Below are 17,056 nucleotides of genomic sequence, written 5' to 3' on the forward strand. Positions count from 1 at the left end.
CCTAGATCATGCGTATGAACGACGCCGTGACGGGAGGCGTTTTCGTCCTCCTGTCGGCACTCATCCTGTTTGCCGCTCGCGGCTTCCCCACTTTGCCGGACCAGCCCTATGGGCCCGGCACGTTTCCCACCATCATTGCAGCCGTGATGATGGTATGCGGTCTCGCACTGATCTGGAGTGGCGCACGCAGCCGTGCGCCGCTCCTTGCGGTGGCGGACTGGATGCGCGGCGCGACCACGCTTCACCGCATGGCCTGGGTGCCAGGCTTCGTGATCGCCTATGTCTATCTCAGCAAGCCGATCGGGTTCCCCCTCCTGGTGCCGGTGTTGCTCGGTGCATTCCTTACCGTCACCACTGGCAGGCCGGTGCGTGCGGCCGCCATCGCAGTGCTGGGCACCGCTGCTCTGTGGCTGCTGTTCGCCTATATCCTGCGTGTGCCGCTGCCACTCGGCCTTCTGACAGAGGTGATCTACTGATGGATGCTGTTCTGACAGCCTTTGGCGAGGTTCTTCAGCCGCAGGTCTTCTTCATCATCGTGGCGGCCTCCGCCTACGGCCTGATGATCGGTTCGATACCGGGGCTCACCGCGACCATGGGCACCGCGCTGCTCGTCCCGATCACTTTTTTTCTGGACCCTATCCCTGCTATCGGCGCCATTGTTGCCGCTACTACGATGGCAATCTTCGCCGGCGATATTCCCGGCGCGCTCCTGCGCATACCTGGCACACCCGCGTCGGCCGCCTACACGGATGAATCCTATCGCATGCGGGAGAAAGGGCAGGTGGAGCTGGCGCTTGGCGTCAACATGCTGTGCTCCACCATTGGTGGCCTTGTGGGCGTTGCCGTTCTCATTCTTGCCGCGCCGCAGATCGCAGCGGTTTCACTCGGCTTTTCGAGCTACGAGTATTTCTGGCTGGCCCTGCTTGGATTGTCCTGTGCGATTTTCGTTTCCAGCAGCTCACCCGTCAAAGGCGTTCTCTCGCTGTGCATCGGTCTGATGTTGTCCACGATCGGCATCGATGTAGTGATGGGGGTGAAGCGTTTTACGTTCGGCGACACCGAGTTGATTGGAGGCGTTTCCATCATCCCGGTTCTGATCGGCATGTTCGCCATCACCGAGATCCTGCGCAAGGTCGCGCGCCCCTCACGCTTGCCTGCACCGCCACCGGTGCGGCTTGGCGCGATGGTGTCGGGTGTCGGAAGCACGATCTGGCGCTTCAAGGGTGGGGTTGCACGCTCTTCTCTGCTCGGCAGCGTCATCGGTGCACTGCCAGGGGCCGGTGCCGATATCGCGGCATGGATTGCCTACGCGCTTTCCAAGAAATTTTCCCGGACGCCCGAGAAGTTCGGCACAGGCTATCCTGAGGGCATCGTCAGTGCGTCCAGCGCCAACAATGCGGCACTATCAGGGGCCTATGTGCCGAGCCTTGTCTTCGGCATTCCCGGCGACACGATCACCGCGATTCTGATCGGCGTGCTCCTGATGAAGGGCATCACGCCCGGGCCGATGGTTTTCGTGATGGATACGGGGCTTGTGAACGCCATTTTTGCCGTGTTCATCATCGCCAACCTTTTGATGCTGCCTTTGGGGCTGGCGGCAGTCTACGGCTCGCGCCGTCTCCTCAGCATTCCGCAGGACATTCTCTTTCCGATCATTCTTCTGTTTTGCGTCATCGGCGCGTTTGCCGCCAACAACACGTTGTTCGATGTCTGGGTCATGCTGGTTGTCGGCCTCGTGGCCTTTGTTCTGGAAGAGAATGATTTTCCGTTGGCGCCCATGATCCTGGCCCTGATCCTCGGACAACTTGTCGAGGAAAATTTCATGAAATCGATCATCAAGGCGGACGGGCAACTGACTGAGTTTTTTGCGCGTCCCATTGGCGGAACGCTGGGCATGCTCACTCTGGCGATCTGGGCGCTGCTGATCGGCATGTCGCTTTACAGGGCGACCAGATCGCGTCGCGCTGCATCAACTGGAGAATAAATACATGACGAGAACTGTTGTCGTGATCGGTGGATCGAGCGGCATCGGCCGCGCGATCGCTGCCGGATTTGCGGGCGAGGAGGGCGCAGCCGTTATTGCAACCGGCCACGAAGACGGCGTCATCGCCAACCTGCCGGAAAACGTGAAGGGGGCGGTGCTGGATGTGCGGGACCCCGACGCCGTTACCACCTTCTTCGCCGGTTTTGAACGTATCGACGTGTTGGTCAATTGCGCAGGAGTCATCCGCCGCAATGGAGTGGAGTTCCGCCAAAAGGACTTCGCAGAGGTGCTGGACATCAACCTCAATGGAACGCAGCGCTGCTGCGAAGCTGCCCATAAAGCGCTCAAGGCTGCCAGTGGCTGCATCATCAACACCGCATCCATGCTGACCTATTTCGGCAGCGCCACCTCACCGGCCTACGCGGCCTCCAAGGGTGGGGTGGCACAGCTTACCAAATCCCTGGCCATTGCCTGGGCAGCCGACGGAATCCGTGTCAACGCGATCGCCCCGGGCTGGATCGCCACCGATTTGACACGGGCGCTGACTGAAGACACTGCGCGCAGCGAGCAGATCCTGTCGCGCACCCCCATGAAACGCTGGGGCAGGCCTGAGGATCTTGCCGGCCCCGCCTGTTTTCTCGCATCTCCCGAAGCTGCCTTCGTTACCGGCGTCATCCTGCCCGTCGATGGCGGTTATTCGGCCTCTTGAAGAAGGACCCCCTGATGAACAAACCTTACACCAACGACACGGAAATGTTCGCGCTGATGCGCGAGCGCCTGTTCACCGCCGTGCTCGGCGACATTCTCGACGAGATGGGCCTGCAAAACCAGTTCTTGCCGGCGGGCATTGCGCCTTTGAAACAAAACATGGTTACGGTCGGCCGCGCCATGCCGGTTCTCGAAGCCGACGTATTTGGCAATGCGGGAGAAGAGGCCCGCGGTCCGCTCGCGCACAAGCCGTTTGGCCTCATGCTCGAGGCACTGGACGATCTCAAAGAGGGGGAGGTCTATGTGGCCACCGGCGCGTCGTTGCGCTATGCGCTGTGGGGCGAGCTCATGGCGACAAGGGCTGGCTTCCTGAAAGCGGCCGGCGCCGTGCTCGATGGTTATGTGCGGGATGCCGATGGCATCGAAGCACTCGGCTTCCCGACCTTCTGCCGCGGCGTTTATGCGCAGGATCAGGGCCCCCGTGGCAAGGTCATTGATTTTCGTTCACCGGTTCAGATCGACGGCATCAAGGTCGAGCCCGGCGCACTCGTCTTCGGCGACCGCGAGGGCGTACTCATCATCCCGCACGACGCAGAGGAGGAAGTGGTGCGCCGCTCGTTGGAAAAAGCGGAGACGGAGAACCGGGTCGGAAACGCGATCCGCGAAGGGATGCCCGCCGTCGAGGCATTCGAAACCTTTGGCGTTATGTAAGCGAGGTAGAGACAGAAATGGCTCAGAGCGAAGACGAAAAGAGAATGCCTTACCAACTGCCCATGCCGCCGGAAGCAGGCAGTGACATCGTGGTACCCAGCGTTATTCCGGAGGATGAGCGGGTGTGGGTTCCACAGGCCGAGCAGGTCTGGTTTCGGCCGCTCTGCCTCAACGCCTCGCAGGGTTACTGGGTGAACCTTCTGAAGGTACGCAAGGCGGGTGTTCTGGCCCGCCACCGCCATCCCAACCCGGTGCACGGCTATGTGATCAAGGGGCGATGGCATTATCTGGAGCATGACTGGGTGGCGGAAGAGGGCGGCTATGTCTATGAACCGCCGGGCGAAACCCACACCCTCGTTGTACCCGAGGACGTCGAAGAGATGATCACGCTGTTTCAGGTGAATGGGGTGATGTACTACGTCGACCCGTGGGGCAAGCATGAGGGGTTCGAGGATGTTTTCACCAAGATCGAGATGTGCCGCAAGCACTATGAAAGGGTAGGGTTGGGAGGCGATTTCGTCGATCAGTTCATTCGTTAGGAAACAACGAAAAGCCGCTGATATAGCTTGATAACTTTCTCCTTACGCCTGTACGATTGACTCACCACCGGGGCCTCTCGGCAGGCGACAGGGTCTCATGTGGAACTGTCAGGCAGAACCATCGGAGAGCAGGCTCTACGTCCATTGCGACCTGCGTATCGGACGTGGCTACAGTAAACCTTGCCTCTGAAATAACGCCCGAGAGCACAATTTTAGCGGTTTGCCCCTTTGCTGCCACAAATGATTAACAGCTTGCTAAGATATTTCGGTCCAGGGTGCGGAGGGCATCCTGTACTGTTGAAGACTGGAACGCCTCGATTCCGGTTATTTTTGATGAGTGGGGATATCTCGCGATCATGAACGAGATTTCGATGCCTGGGGGAGATGCGGGCGCATGAGTTTTTCGATTGCCGTGCGCCGCAAATCAAGCCGCCGCTTATCATCCGGCGTTGCCATCGCTGCCTGCGCAGCATTGTTGACAGCATGCAATTCCACGACACCGAAGGTTGCCGTCAGCAAAAGCAAATCCAAGGAATATTTCGCGGAATCCGAATATGGCGTGAAAGCCAGCCCGCGCGTTTCGACAAAGTCTTCCAACCTGCGCCGGGGCGGGGGACGCTATCAGGTCGGCAAACCCTATCAGGTGAAGGGCAAATGGTATCACCCGAAGGAAGATCCCGACTACCAGAAGGTCGGTGCAGCATCCTGGTATGGTGATGCTTTTCATGGCCGGCTGACCGCCAATGGCGAAATTTATGACATGACGCATCTGACGGCCGCGCATCCGACGATGCCGTTGCCCAGCTATGCGCGTGTGACCAACATGAACAATGGGAGCTCGGTCCTGGTGCGTGTGAACGACCGTGGACCTTTCGCGCACAACCGGATTATCGATCTTTCGAAACGCGCCGCGCAACTTCTCGATTACCAGAGCGCCGGCGTAGCGCAGGTGAAGGTCGAATATGTGGGGCCCGCGCCGCTGGAAGGTCGTGACGACGAGTATCTGATGGCATCCTACAGGCCAGGCGGTGCAGCGCCTGATCCTTCAGACGGTCTGGCCACCGGCGTGATGGTGGCCATGAACGGCCCGACCCCAACGGCGACATTGCCAGGCGTGAAGGCAGCCGATGCCTTTGCCAGCCAGCCCGGCCTGACACCACCCACGCCGATCGCGGCATCGTCAGCGTTTGAATTGCCGAGTTCCGGACCGATCGTGCCTGATCGTCCGCGCACGGCACCGCTCGACGCGGTTCCTCAGGATGTGGCGGCACTTTCTTATGCGGATCAGCGCATCAGTGCTGCGGCAGGCGCATTTGACAGCGTGCTGAATGACAATGCGCTACGATCACAAGACGTGACACGCTGGTGGCGGCAGAAAAACATCGCGGTTCAGCCCGAGACACCACCCGAGACGTCAGGGGACACGGGCATATTTGTGAGCGTGGGTGCCTGGGCGGAGCGGGCACAGGCCGAGCTGCGGGCTCAGAAACTGGCGGCTTATGGCGAGCCGCAGATTGAAGCCGTATACGATGAATCCGGGGTGGTTCATTACGCATTGAAGGTGACGCCCAGAAAGCAGTCGCTCGTGGATACGCTTCTGCAGGCAGCCTGGGCAAGTGGGGCGGACGACGCATTCATCGTGCGATAGCCACGATCCGCCACCTCGCCACCAGTTGATTTCAGGGCGCTCCTACCGCTAGTTTCAGGATCTATTCCTGCGCTAGGGGGCGTTGTCTTGTTTGCCGCGTACAAAAGAACACTGGTTTTCGCCTGCTGCCTGCTGCTGTTGGGAAGCCAGACAGCCTTGGCACAGCTGTTTGAAACCCGTGCAAAACAGGCCTATCTGGTCGAAGCCGAAACCGGCACGGTGCTTTTTTCAAAAAACCCCGACGAGCGCATACCGCCCGCATCCCTGGCGAAGCTGATGACGATGGAAGTCGTCTTCCACGCCATAAAGAGCGGGCGGTTGTCGCTGAGCGACGAGTTTTACGTCAGCGAGCACGCCTGGCGGACCGGCGGAGCGGTGTCCGGCACCTCCACGATGTTTGCCGAAATCAAGTCCTCCGTGCCGCTCGAAGCGTTGATCCAGGGTGTGATTGTCCAGTCGGCAAACGACGGATGTATCATCATCGCCGAGGGAATGGCCGGGTCGGAAGAAAACTTTGCCCAGCTGATGACCGAGCGGGCGAAAAAGATCGGCCTCAGAGATTCCGTCTTCGTGAATGCGACTGGTCTGCCCGCCGAGGGCCAGCATGTGACCATGCGCGATCTGGTTACGCTGGCGATGCATCTGCAGCGGGAATATCCGGAATTTTACAAATACTATTCTCAAGATGCCTTCACCTGGAACAAGATCCTCCAGCGCAACCGCAACCCGCTCCTGCGCATGGATATCGGGGCCGAGGGGCTCAAGACCGGTTTCACGGAAGCCTCCGGCTATGCCATCGTTGGCGCGGTGAACAGGAACGGGCGCCGCTTGTTTGCCGCAATGAGTGGACTTTCAAGCGAAAGCGAAAGGGCCGAAGAAGCCCGCAAGCTGCTGGATTGGGGCATTCGTGCCTTCGAGAAGATCGAGCTTTTCGAAACGGGTGAGACGGTTGGTCGAATTTCGGTTTTCGGAGGTGACAAGCCGGATCTGGCCGTACAAGCCAAGGGGCCGATCGCCATTTTTCGTCCCATCACCAACGCAGACCGTTTGCGCGCGCGCATCGTCTATCAGGGGCCGATCCCGGCTCCTGTGGAGGAAGGAGATCAGGTTGGCACGCTGAAGGTCTGGATCGGCGATACGCTGAGCCAGGAGACACCTCTTTATGCGGCAGAGAGCGTCGGGCAGGGAGGACTGCCAGACCGTGCGCTTGATGCCGTGGGCGAATTGCTGATCGGCTGGCTGCGCAAATACCGCTCTTAGGCCGCCCTGGTTTAAAACAGCCGTTTACACTCCGCACAACAGCATGGACCTTGGACAAACGAACGCCTAAGTAGATCGTTGCCGGCAATGACGCCGCACGCAATTCGGAAGAGGAACACGATCTCTTGTCTCGCGGATTCTTCATTACGTTCGAGGGAGGCGAGGGGGCTGGAAAATCGACTCAGATTACGCGGCTTGCTGCCAGCCTGCGGCAGCAGGGGCACGATGTGATCATTACGCGTGAGCCCGGCGGCTCAGCCGGAGCCGAAGCGGTCAGGCATGTGCTTCTGTCGGGAGCGGCCGAGCCTTTCGGGCCGGCGATGGAGGCCATTCTTTTCGCGGCAGCACGTTCCGACCATGTAGAGCAGGTGATCCGTCCGGCGATCGAGCAGGGAGCTGTCGTTCTGTGTGACCGTTTCTTGGATTCCTCGCGCGTCTACCAAGGGGTGACGGGCGACCTGAGCCGCGATTTCATGCAAAGTCTCGAACGTGTCACAGTCAACGGCATGGTCCCGGACCTGACGCTTATCCTGGATATCGACCCTGAGGAGGGGCTGCGTAGGGCCAACGCAAGACGCGGTGACGAAGCGCCGGACCGCTTCGAGAAAGAAGCGCTCGCGACGCATCGCCGCCGAAGAAAAGCGTTTCTCGAAATTGCCAAGGCCGAGCCGGCGCGCTGTGTCGTGATCGACGCAGCGATGCCCGCCGACAGGGTCACGGTTGCCATACAGCGCGTCGTTCAGCAGACCATGGCCAAACGTAAGTCAGGACGTGAAAGGAGCGATGCCTGATGTTTGAACGCACCGCGCCTGAACGCTTCGATACACTGCCGGAAATCCCTGAACCATCGGAGAATCCGCTTCTGGTGGGCCATGAAAGGGTGGCCGACATGCTGGCCGGTGCCTATCGGGCAGGTAAACTGCATCACGGACTCCTTTTTGCCGGTCCTCCGGGCATAGGAAAGGCAACGCTCGCCTTTCACCTTGCCAATCATCTTTTCGCCTATCCGCGGGCGGAAGATGCTCCCGAACGCCTCTTGGTGCCCGATCCCAAATCGCAGGCTTTTCGACTGATCGCGCAGGATGCACACCCCTCGTTGCTGCACCTGTCACGGCCCTTCGTGGAGCGGGACAAGAAATTCAAAACCGTCATCACCGTGGATGAAATCCGCCGCATTCAGCGGTTTTTGTCGCTGACAACTCATGATGGCGGATACCGGGTCGTGATTGTCGATCCGGCGGACGATCTCAACGTCAGCGCTGCAAACGCACTTTTGAAGAGCCTTGAGGAACCGCCACCGCGAACGGTCTTCATCCTGATCACTCATTCGCTCGGACGGCTTCTGCCCACGATCCGCTCGCGCTGCCAGATCGTACGTCTCCAACCGCTTGCCGCGCCGGATCTCGTGGGTTTGTTGCGCACATTGGGTGCTGCAGATGGTGAGAGCGATGAGGAGATTGCGGCACGAGCCCAGGGCAGTGTGCGCAATGCGATCCTTCTCTCGCAGTTTGGCGGAGCCGAAATCGCCGACGTCCTGCAAAAACTGGTCTCGGGGCGCAGGTTTGACGCCGCTGAAGCCTTGCGCCTTGGCGACGCAGTCAGCGGGCGCGAGCGGGATGTCCAGTTTGCGATCTTCAACCGCACGGTGCTGGACATGATCAATCAGTTTGCCACGAGGCGCGCTGAAGCCGGCGACACAAGAGGGGCAGCAGCGGTAGCGGACCTCTGGGACGAAATAAACACAGCGATCCGGGATGCGGACACCTTCAATCTCGACCGCAAGCAGCATGCCGCCGGCGTTGCCGCGAAGCTTAATGCCGCATTCAATGCCTGAAGATGCGTGTTGGGCTGGCATGCGCATGCGCGATGCGCTATCTGGGCGTCATCTAGCAATGTGTTTTCTGGACGTTCTTCCCAATGGCTCGCGATAAGTTTTACATCACCACGCCCATTTTCTATCCCAACGGCAAACCGCATATCGGACATGCCTATACGGTGATCGCGACAGATGCGATGGCGCGCTTCCAGCGGCTTGATGGCAAGGATGTTTTCTTCCTGACCGGCACTGACGAGCACGGACTGAAGATGCAACAGACAGCGGATAAGGAAGGCATCACGCCCCAGGCCCTCGCAGACCGCAACACCGCCGTGTTTCGCGATATGATCGCCGCGCTGGGTGGCTCGAACGACCAGTTCATCCGCACCACCGAGGAACGGCACCATCGCGCCTGCCAGGCGATCTGGCAGAAGATGGCCGACAATGGCGACATCTATCTGGACCGCTATTCGGGCTGGTACTCCGTGCGGCAGGAAGCTTATTTCGACGAAAGCGAAACGACAGTTGGCGAAGACGGCGTGCGCCGCGAACCGCTGGGCTCACCTGTGGAATGGAACGAGGAGGAAACCTATTTCTTCCGTCTTTCCGCCTATCAGGACAAGCTCCTCGCCCACTACGAGGCCAATCCGGATTTCATCGGTCCCGCCGAGCGCCGCAACGAGGTGATGAGCTTTGTACGCTCGGGTCTGAAGGATCTCTCGATTTCGCGCTCGACATTCAACTGGGGTGTTCCGGTACCAGGTGATGAAAAGCATGTGATGTATGTGTGGGTGGATGCGCTGACCAACTACATCACGGCTGCCGGTTACCCCGACACGAATGCCGAGCGGTGGTCTTACTGGCCGGCGAACGTGCATGTGATCGGCAAGGACATCGTGCGGTTTCATGCCGTCTACTGGCCGGCTTTCCTGATGTCGGCGGGCATAGAGCTGCCCAAGCGCGTTTACGCGCATGGGTTCCTGTTCAACCGCGGCGAGAAGATGTCCAAATCGGTCGGCAATGTGGTCGACCCGTTCGCGCTGATCGAGCATTACGGTCTGGATGCGGTGCGCTATTTCTTCCTGCGTGAGGTGCCGTTCGGGCAGGATGGCAGCTACAGCCATGATGCCATCGTCAACCGCACCAACGCTGATCTCGCGAATGATCTGGGCAATCTCGCCCAACGTTCGCTTTCTATGATCGCCAAGAATTGCGACGGTGCCGTTCCTCAGAAGGGCACACCTGCCGAGGAGGATCTGGCCATTCTGAAGCGCGCCGGCGAAGCGCTGGAGACGGCACGCGGAGCCATGGGCACGCAGGCTCTTCATCAGGCGCTCGGGGCAATCTTTAACGTGGTGGCCGAGGCGAACCGCTATTTCGCGGGGCAGGAGCCCTGGGCGCTGAAAAAAACGGACCCGGTGCGGATGCAATCCGTGCTCTACACAACCGCTGAACTGGTGCGTCGGGTGGCCATTCTTTGCCAGCCCTTCATACCGGGGTCGGCAGAAAAACTGCTAGATCTTCTAGCGGTCGACAAGGACGCACGGACGTTTGCCCATCTGGGAGACGAAAACGCTCTGGTGCCTGGCACCGCTCTGCCGGCTCCACAGCCGGTCTTCCCACGCTATGTCGAGCCGAAAACGGACGGTGAGGGGGCCTGACATTGATGCTGGTCGACAGCCATTGCCATCTGGATTTCCCCGATTTCGAGGAGGACCGGGCGGGTTTCATCAAGCGCGCTGGGGAAGTCGGCGTCGGCCTCATGGTGACGATATCGACCCGCGTGCGCCAGTTTGAGCGAATCCGCGCGATCGCCGAGGCACATGAGAACGTCTTCTGTTCCGTTGGCACCCATCCCCACAATGCGGATGAGGAACTGGATGTGACGGCTGACGATCTTGTGCGCCTTGCCGGGCATCCCAAAGTGGTCGCGATCGGCGAAGCCGGTCTCGATTACTTCTATGACAAGGCTCCGCGCGACGCTCAGGCTCAGGGCTTCCGCACACATATCGCAGCGGCTCGCCAGACGGGACTGCCGCTTGTCATACACGCGCGTAATGCCGATGACGACATGATGGCGATCCTCGAAGAAGAAACAGAGAAGGGCGCCTTCCCCTTCATCTTGCACTGTTTTTCCTCCGGCGCCGCGCTTGCAAAGACAGGTGTCGAACTGGGAGGTTATATCTCGTTTTCGGGCATCCTGACGTTCCGCAACTCCCAGGAACTGCGTGATATCGCCAAAACCGTGCCGCACGACCGGCTTCTGATCGAGACAGACGCGCCATATCTTGCGCCGGTCCCGAAGCGCGGAAAGTGCAATGAGCCGGCTTTTGTCGTGCATACGGCGCGTGTTCTCGCACAAACCATAGGTCTTTCCGAGGAAGAAACGGCGCGCCTGACAACGGAGAATTTTTTCCGGCTGTTCACCAAAGTGCCACGGGACGCTGCGCGGTGAGCGATGTTCTGCGCCTGACGATCCTGGGATGCGGTTCGTCACCGGGCACGCCGCGGATTACCGGCGACTGGGGCGCCTGCGACCCTGAAAATCCCAAAAACCGGCGTCGCCGCTGCGCAGCAATGGTCGAGCGCATTTCGAAGAACGGCGGCACCACACGTGTTGTCATCGATACCGGGCCGGATTTCCGGGAACAGATGATTTCTGCTGGTGTCGACCGGTTGGACGCTGCCGTCTATACCCATCCTCACGCAGATCACATCCACGGTATCGACGATCTTCGCGGTTATGTCCTCAATCAGCGTCACCTGATGGACGTCTATGCGGACAAGCCGACACTGGAACGCCTGAACGAAGCCTTTGGCTATTGCTTCGAAACGCCGCCAGGCAGCAATTATCCGCCGATCCTGAAGGCGTGTCCCATCAGTCATGAGGCGAAATTTTCCATTCAGGGAGCCGGCGGGAAAATTCCATTTATTCCGCTTCCTCAGATACATGGCGATATTCTTTCCCTCGGATATCGCATTGGCGGCTTCGCCTATTGCCCGGATGTCAGCGCCTTTCCGGACGACACTCCGGAGCTGATTTTAGGTGCCGACACGCTGATCATCGATGCACTGCAATATCGTCCGCACCCAAGCCACTTTTCGCTTGGGGAAGCGCTGGGCTGGATTGAGCGTCTCAACCCAAGACGCGCAGTGCTGACACACATGCACATACCGCTCGACTATGAGACCGTGTTGCGGGAAACGCCGGACCACGTGGAACCGGCCTTTGACGGCATGGTGCTTGAGTTGCCCATTGAGGAGGATATGGAATGAGCAAGAGCATCAAACGGGTGCAGCAAGCGGCTGATGCGGCCGGGCTGGCAATCGAAATCAAACGCATGGGCGAATCCACACGAACCGCGGAAGAAGCGGCAAACCAATGTGGCTGCAGCGTCGCCCAGATCGTGAAATCCCTGATCTTTCAAGGCGAGCAAAGCCAGAAGCTCTATTTGTTTCTGGTTTCGGGTAGCCGTCAGCTGGATACCGGCAAGGCAGCGGCGCTGGTCGGTGAACCCTTGAAACGCGCGGATCCGCGGCACATCCGCGATGTTACGGGATTTGCGATCGGAGGCGTTTCACCACTCGGGCAGCCCGACGAGGTTGCGCGTTTTGGCGACGAGAGCCTTCTTGGGTTCGATGTGGTGTGGGCCGCAGCAGGAGCGCACGATGCGGTTTTCTCCGCTGAACCAGCCGCGCTTTTCGAAGCCGCAAGCGTTCAGAAGGTCGATATTGCATCATGAGCAGATATTCGATAGTTCCATAATCTATCTTATGCGATCTATTGACGTCCAAAGGTGCGTTCAAGTTTGGACCGCGACTTGCGGATGAATACCAACGAGCTGGCTCCGCAAGAAAAACGCGCCACCCGCGCCTCTCTCACCGCGTCACAGCGCTGCGCGCAGAATATGTGTTTTGAGGGTTCGACCCGATAACGCCTACGAAATTTCGTCCACCGTCAGGCGCATGCTCCCGCCCATCATCTCACCTGGAGCAAGACGACGAAGGCCACCGAAACCTGCGTGGTGAAAACCGTTTGCCGTATGAGACATGGGTTCGAAGCAGACAAACTCGAAGTCAGGCGGCGGTGAAAAGAGCATATAGCGAGAAAAGACCGGATCGGTATCGATGCTCGCCCCAAGCTCCAGCTCGGGCCAGACGAACCGGGCCCGGCAGTTCCATCCTTCGAAACAATGATTGAGCCCGTGATCAGGCAGCAGCCGGGGTTTGGAAAAATCGACTGTTTCAGGCAGCGGCTCGTTGCGGTCCGGAACGTGGTATTCGTCTTCAGTCCACCAGGATTGCGCAGGTGCCTCCAGGGTCATGCCGGAGGTTCTGGGGAAATATGGGTGCAAACCAAGGCCAAACGGCATGGCGTCCCCGCCCCTGTTCTCCACCTCGATTGTTATTGTCAGGCAATTTTGATCGAGCATGAACCGCTGCTCGGCTCTATAAGTGTACGGGGATCGTGTATTGCCCTCATGCTCCATTTCGAGCGTCACAGAACCATCTGTACGCTCTACAACGGTCCAATCGCTCTTCCAGCCCTCGCCATGGATGTAGAATGGTGGGGTATCGTTGGGTTCGAACGTGTAGGTCCGACCTTCATAGTCGAACGTGTTCCCGCCAACCCGATTGGAAAAAGGCACCATCGGAAAACACGCCGTATCCGTCGGCCCGAACGCACCGTTTTCGCCCGCAAACGGCCGCATGAACGGCTGGCCATTCCGATGATATCCGTCCACAACGACACCAAAGCGTGGGGAAACCCGAACACGCAAATCCATGCTTTCCAACAAGATCATATGGTCCGGCATTCTTCCCCCTGACATCGAGCAATCCGGGTCAAGCCTTACAACAAGCCGGCCCGCGAAACCATCCGCTCAGGAGGGATTTGCGACGAGTTTGCCAAGTCCTGTCAGCGCTCGCCCAGACTCTGACTGAACTGTGCGGTGATCGGTGCCAGAAAATAGCTGATCAATCGGCGATCTCCCGTGATGGCATCAACACTGCCAGTCATCCCCGGTCGCAAAGCCAACCGCCCTGCCGGTGACTGCAACGCATCACCCTCTGGTTTCAGCCGCACGACGAACCCCCAGCGGCCGCTCCCTCCGACTTCAATCGAATCGCTTGCGATATCAGTGATCGTGGCCATCATCGCGCCAAAGCGTTCGGCAGGATAGGCATCAAGACGAATGCGCGCTTTCTGTCCTGCCTCAAGAAACCCGCTGTCTTCATTCGAAAACAAGGCCTCGAATTCGAGCTGGCTGTCGTTTGGCACCACGCGCATCAGGTCCTGTCCGGCCTGGACAACGCCTCCTACGGTGGTTACGGAGAGCTGTTCGACCGTGCCCGACACAGGAGCGCGTAGCTGCGTGGCGGCCACTCTTTCCTCCAGAGCCCGGCGTTCCTGCCGCAACGCGGCCAATCGCGCCTCGATCCCGTCTCGTTTTTGCATGAACCTGTTGTAATTCGCGCTGAAGAGCCCTGCCCGCTCGGCGTCCAGGACGGAAGCCTCCGCGGCGGTTTTTGCGATCTCGCGTTTGAGAACATCTCTCGCACTGCGAATATCGTCATAGGCTGCGCGTACCTTCAGATAGGCTTCGCGTGAAGAAATGCCACGTTCCATGAGTTTTTCCGCCGCCTGTAGTCGCTCTTGCTGAACGGCGAGTGCGGTATCCGCCTGGGCAATCCGACCCTGCAGAACCTCCATGGCCTTCCGATTGACTTCCAGGCGAGCATCGGCCGCGGCTAACCCATCTGCAAAGTCCTTGAGTTCGGCTTCGAGAAGGCGCGCCTGCATGGCCTCATCAGCGTCTTCTCCCGCCCTGGTTGACGAGGTGTCTTCTTTACCGTTGCGAATATCTCCCCCGTCGCGCAGCACGACGAGTTCGGACAGGAAAGCGGCGAAGCGGACGTTTTCGCGCTTCAGGCGCGCTTCTTCCTCGACCAGCGTAAGAAGTTTCGTTTCGGCTGGGGTTGCATCGAGTGTAAGCAACAGCTCTCCTTTGCTGACACTGACACCGTCACGCACGAGGATTCCTGTGATGGAGCCAGGATATTCGGCCTGCACCACCTGCACTCTGTCCAGCGGAACGAGCCGTACGGTTCCGCGTGCGGTAACCTCAACACGCAACAGGCACGCCGCAATGAGAGTGACGATGAAGATGGTCGTGCTGATCAGCACGGTGAGATGCAATGTCGGGGAGGCTGCACCCGATGTGTCAAACAGGCGCATGATTTTTTCCTGCAGCAAAGTCGATGATTTGATCTCGGCCGTCAAAAACATCCGGCCTGTGTGTGATCACGATCACCGTCATCGTTCTCCTGAGCCGCATCAGCTCCGCCACCATTCGCCGCTGTGAGGCTTCATCAAGCGCACTGGTCGGTTCATCGAGTATGAGAACGGACGGGCTTTGAAGCACCGCGCGGGCGATAGCTATTCGTTGTCTCTGCCCGCCAGACAAGGCATTCCCCTGCTCGCCCACCGGCGTATCGAGCCCAAGCGGCAATCGGTCGACGAGATCATCCGCAGCCGCGACCGCAAGCGCATCGCGCAGCGCCGCATCGGTTGCGTCTGGGCATCGCAACTGCAAATTCTCGCGGAGCGTGCCCGAAAAAAGATAGGGGTCTTGAGGAACATAAACGATCCGCGACCGAACGCTCTCCGGTTCGTACCCGCTGAGATCCTCGCCACCAATACAGATTGCTCCTTCCTGCGGCTTTTCCAGCCCGGCAGCCAGGCGCCCGAATGTCGACTTCCCTACTCCCGACGGCCCGACAACAAGGGTGCAGGTGTGAGGTTCTGCCACAAGGTCAACGCGGTCCAGGACCGGCTTCTGATCGATAGAATAGGAGAAGGAGACAGACCGGAATTCCAGCCGGGGTTCGAGCCCGTTTGGGAGACGCTTTTTCTCGCCGAAGGGCTCGCGCTCGCTGCTCAGGATGTCACCTAAGCGTTGACGCGAGACACGGAGATTCTGCCAATCCTGCCATAATTTTGAAAAGCCTGCGATGGGGGCTGCGACCTTCTCTGCAATGAGCTGGAAAGCGATGAGCTGGCCCAATGTGAGTTCACCGGCAAACACCTGCTGTGCTCCGATATAGATTACTCCAATGAAAACGCCTTTCTCACAGATCATGGCAAGTTGGCCGCTCACGGCGTTCATCGTGTAGACCCTTCGCGAAGCCTGAAGGGTTTGGGAAAGCGTTTGCCGCAGCCGCGCCAGCATCGCGGTCTCAGCCGTTAGTGCTTTCACGGCCGTCATGCCAGTCAGGTTCTCAACCAGCCGCGCCTGGTGTCGAGCGCCCGTGTCGAACTGGACACGCAGCCGCTTTCGCAGCATGGGGCCAAAGCACAGATACAATGCCGCCTGGAGTGGCAGAGCCACCGCAACGACCAGTGTCAGTTGCCCTGAAATCGACAACAGAACGGCGACATAGAGAAAGGTGAAGAAAAGATCCAGTGAAGCACCGGTGGTAAGACCGACAAGAAACGCCCGGATCGTATCGGTCTCGCCGATCCGCGAGAGAGTTTCGCCGACCGGCCATTTGCGAAAATGGCGCAATGGCAATCGGAACAGATGCTCAAACAACCGTGTTCCCAGTTCCAAGGTCAGGCGGTTTGCGACAGAAACGCCCAGAAATGCTGCAAGCAGGTTGAAGCAGAGCTGAAATACATTGGCGCCAATCATGACGATCACAACGACGATCAGGGATGCTTCACGCTGAAACGGCAAGATCCGATCAATCACCACCTGAAACACGAAGGGCTCAAGAAGCCCTATGAGCCGCACACAGACAGCCAAAAACGTAAGCTCAGCATATAATGGAATATGCTTGCCCAGTGTCGTTGTGAACCACGACTGGGGAACGCCCTGCTCACTCGTCTTGAAGCGTTGCGTCATAAACAAACCTGCTAGGAGCGCATTGTCAGGCGGGGGCCGCGGACGTGCACGGCCCCCAACCTTCGTGCGAGCAATTTCGCACTACGCTATCTGGCTAACGCGGCTGAAAATTAAGCCACAGCGTCTTCGATGGCACCGCCGATAAGGCCGCCGACCGTGTTTCCGACTGCGCCACCAATCTCGGCCCCCGGCACGCTTCCGAAGTAACCGCCGATGGCTCCGCCAACGAACGAACCGACAGCAGCGCCAACGGTGTGGCCGAGACTTTCGGCTCCCTCGCCGCCGCCACCGAAGCTGATCGGTGCATCGATGCCAGGGTAGTCAATCTGAAACTCGTGAAACATTATCAAAGTCCTGTTTTAAATATGTTTTTGAGTATGAAGCCGAACAATCGGCGGTTTCACCGGCGAATAATGTTCACCGGTATGCACCCGACACGAAATACATCGGGGCATTCCTTCTAAACCAACGCCCTGCAAGGGG

General features: G+C 58.9%; 17 protein-coding genes. 13 read left to right on the forward strand and 4 right to left on the reverse strand.

Annotation, left to right across the window (positions count from 1 at the left end; genetic code table 11):
* Nucleotides 1-8 precede the first annotated feature (8 nt).
* The 13 genes from AC2CHD_RS02035 to AC2CHD_RS02095 all read left to right on the forward strand — a co-directional run bounded on the left by AC2CHD_RS02035 (nucleotide 9) and on the right by AC2CHD_RS02095 (nucleotide 12,409).
* Complete coding sequence (locus AC2CHD_RS02035; RefSeq protein WP_484552425.1) at nucleotides 9-476, forward strand: tripartite tricarboxylate transporter TctB family protein; 468 nt, start codon at nucleotides 9-11, stop codon at nucleotides 474-476.
* The gene (locus AC2CHD_RS02040; RefSeq protein WP_229446893.1) at nucleotides 476-1,984 is read left to right on the forward strand and encodes a tripartite tricarboxylate transporter permease; all 1,509 of its coding nucleotides are present in this window, start codon (nucleotides 476-478) and stop codon (nucleotides 1,982-1,984) included. The genes AC2CHD_RS02035 and AC2CHD_RS02040 overlap by 1 nt, the downstream gene beginning before the upstream one ends.
* A 4-nt stretch (nucleotides 1,985-1,988) precedes the next feature.
* On the forward strand, nucleotides 1,989-2,693 hold the full coding sequence (locus tag AC2CHD_RS02045) for an SDR family NAD(P)-dependent oxidoreductase (protein ID WP_484552426.1): 705 nt from the start codon (nucleotides 1,989-1,991) through the stop codon (nucleotides 2,691-2,693).
* Between the two features lie 14 nt (nucleotides 2,694-2,707).
* On the forward strand, nucleotides 2,708-3,403 hold the full coding sequence (locus AC2CHD_RS02050) for an RraA family protein (RefSeq protein ID WP_484552427.1): 696 nt from the start codon (nucleotides 2,708-2,710) through the stop codon (nucleotides 3,401-3,403).
* A 44-nt stretch (nucleotides 3,404-3,447) separates the two neighbouring features.
* Nucleotides 3,448-3,942 carry a 2,4'-dihydroxyacetophenone dioxygenase family protein gene (locus AC2CHD_RS02055; RefSeq protein ID WP_229446890.1) on the forward strand — a complete coding sequence of 165 codons (495 nt, stop codon included), beginning with the start codon at nucleotides 3,448-3,450 and terminating at the stop codon, nucleotides 3,940-3,942.
* A 394-nt stretch (nucleotides 3,943-4,336) separates the two neighbouring features.
* Nucleotides 4,337-5,590 (forward strand): septal ring lytic transglycosylase RlpA family protein, encoded by a 1,254-nt coding sequence (locus AC2CHD_RS02060; RefSeq protein WP_484552428.1) that lies wholly within the window; start codon nucleotides 4,337-4,339, stop codon nucleotides 5,588-5,590.
* Between the two features lie 87 nt (nucleotides 5,591-5,677).
* Entirely contained in the window at nucleotides 5,678-6,850 is a 1,173-nt protein-coding gene (locus AC2CHD_RS02065) for a D-alanyl-D-alanine carboxypeptidase family protein (RefSeq protein ID WP_484552429.1), read from the forward strand.
* Between the two features lie 125 nt (nucleotides 6,851-6,975).
* Nucleotides 6,976-7,641 carry a dTMP kinase gene (gene tmk, locus AC2CHD_RS02070; RefSeq protein ID WP_484552430.1) on the forward strand — a complete coding sequence of 222 codons (666 nt, stop codon included), beginning with the start codon at nucleotides 6,976-6,978 and terminating at the stop codon, nucleotides 7,639-7,641.
* On the forward strand, nucleotides 7,641-8,684 hold the full coding sequence (locus AC2CHD_RS02075; RefSeq protein ID WP_484552431.1) for a DNA polymerase III subunit delta': 1,044 nt from the start codon (nucleotides 7,641-7,643) through the stop codon (nucleotides 8,682-8,684). Before tmk ends, AC2CHD_RS02075 begins: the two co-directional genes overlap by 1 nt.
* A gap of 83 nt (nucleotides 8,685-8,767) precedes the next feature.
* Nucleotides 8,768-10,327, forward strand: a complete 1,560-nt coding sequence (gene metG, locus AC2CHD_RS02080; RefSeq protein WP_484552432.1) for a methionine--tRNA ligase — start codon at nucleotides 8,768-8,770, stop codon at nucleotides 10,325-10,327.
* 5 nt (nucleotides 10,328-10,332) lie between these two features.
* Complete coding sequence (locus AC2CHD_RS02085; protein WP_484552433.1) at nucleotides 10,333-11,121, forward strand: TatD family hydrolase; 789 nt, start codon at nucleotides 10,333-10,335, stop codon at nucleotides 11,119-11,121.
* Nucleotides 11,118-11,942: an MBL fold metallo-hydrolase gene (locus tag AC2CHD_RS02090; RefSeq protein WP_484552434.1), complete on the forward strand. Its 825-nt coding sequence runs from the start codon at nucleotides 11,118-11,120 to the stop codon at nucleotides 11,940-11,942. Before AC2CHD_RS02085 ends, AC2CHD_RS02090 begins: the two co-directional genes overlap by 4 nt.
* Nucleotides 11,939-12,409, forward strand: a complete 471-nt coding sequence (locus tag AC2CHD_RS02095) for a YbaK/EbsC family protein (RefSeq protein WP_229446882.1) — start codon at nucleotides 11,939-11,941, stop codon at nucleotides 12,407-12,409. The genes AC2CHD_RS02090 and AC2CHD_RS02095 overlap by 4 nt, the downstream gene beginning before the upstream one ends.
* Nucleotides 12,410-12,604: 195 nt before the next feature.
* On the opposite strand, the gene AC2CHD_RS02100 is transcribed toward AC2CHD_RS02095, so the two are convergent.
* The 4 genes from AC2CHD_RS02100 to AC2CHD_RS02115 form a co-directional block, all read right to left on the reverse strand.
* Complete coding sequence (locus AC2CHD_RS02100; RefSeq protein ID WP_484552435.1) at nucleotides 12,605-13,453, reverse strand: aldose 1-epimerase; 849 nt, start codon at nucleotides 13,451-13,453, stop codon at nucleotides 12,605-12,607.
* A 131-nt stretch (nucleotides 13,454-13,584) separates the two neighbouring features.
* Entirely contained in the window at nucleotides 13,585-14,904 is a 1,320-nt protein-coding gene (locus AC2CHD_RS02105) for an HlyD family type I secretion periplasmic adaptor subunit (RefSeq protein WP_484552436.1), read from the reverse strand.
* Nucleotides 14,891-16,573 (reverse strand): peptidase domain-containing ABC transporter, encoded by a 1,683-nt coding sequence (locus AC2CHD_RS02110; RefSeq protein WP_484552437.1) that lies wholly within the window; start codon nucleotides 16,571-16,573, stop codon nucleotides 14,891-14,893. Before AC2CHD_RS02110 ends, AC2CHD_RS02105 begins: the two co-directional genes overlap by 14 nt.
* 110 nt (nucleotides 16,574-16,683) lie before the next feature.
* Nucleotides 16,684-16,917, reverse strand: coding sequence for a hypothetical protein (locus AC2CHD_RS02115; protein ID WP_484552438.1), 234 nt, complete (start codon nucleotides 16,915-16,917; stop codon nucleotides 16,684-16,686).
* Between the last annotated feature and the right edge of the window lie 139 nt (nucleotides 16,918-17,056).

This window comes from Nitratireductor sp. ATLC21 (assembly GCF_057196525.1).

Coding starts and splice junctions, on each gene's coding strand:
- AC2CHD_RS02035 (WP_484552425.1), top strand. CDS start 9: ATGCGTATGAACGACGCCGTGACGGGAGGCGTTTTCGTCCTCCTGTCG.
- AC2CHD_RS02040 (WP_229446893.1), top strand. CDS start 476: ATGGATGCTGTTCTGACAGCCTTTGGCGAGGTTCTTCAGCCGCAGGTC.
- AC2CHD_RS02045 (WP_484552426.1), top strand. CDS start 1,989: ATGACGAGAACTGTTGTCGTGATCGGTGGATCGAGCGGCATCGGCCGC.
- AC2CHD_RS02050 (WP_484552427.1), top strand. CDS start 2,708: ATGAACAAACCTTACACCAACGACACGGAAATGTTCGCGCTGATGCGC.
- AC2CHD_RS02055 (WP_229446890.1), top strand. CDS start 3,448: ATGCCTTACCAACTGCCCATGCCGCCGGAAGCAGGCAGTGACATCGTG.
- AC2CHD_RS02060 (WP_484552428.1), top strand. CDS start 4,337: ATGAGTTTTTCGATTGCCGTGCGCCGCAAATCAAGCCGCCGCTTATCA.
- AC2CHD_RS02075 (WP_484552431.1), top strand. CDS start 7,641: ATGTTTGAACGCACCGCGCCTGAACGCTTCGATACACTGCCGGAAATC.
- metG (WP_484552432.1), top strand. CDS start 8,768: ATGGCTCGCGATAAGTTTTACATCACCACGCCCATTTTCTATCCCAAC.
- AC2CHD_RS02085 (WP_484552433.1), top strand. CDS start 10,333: ATGCTGGTCGACAGCCATTGCCATCTGGATTTCCCCGATTTCGAGGAG.
- AC2CHD_RS02095 (WP_229446882.1), top strand. CDS start 11,939: ATGAGCAAGAGCATCAAACGGGTGCAGCAAGCGGCTGATGCGGCCGGG.
- AC2CHD_RS02100 (WP_484552435.1), bottom strand. CDS start 13,453: ATGGATTTGCGTGTTCGGGTTTCCCCACGCTTTGGTGTCGTTGTGGAC.
- AC2CHD_RS02105 (WP_484552436.1), bottom strand. CDS start 14,904: ATGCGCCTGTTTGACACATCGGGTGCAGCCTCCCCGACATTGCATCTC.
- AC2CHD_RS02110 (WP_484552437.1), bottom strand. CDS start 16,573: ATGACGCAACGCTTCAAGACGAGTGAGCAGGGCGTTCCCCAGTCGTGG.
- AC2CHD_RS02115 (WP_484552438.1), bottom strand. CDS start 16,917: ATGTTTCACGAGTTTCAGATTGACTACCCTGGCATCGATGCACCGATC.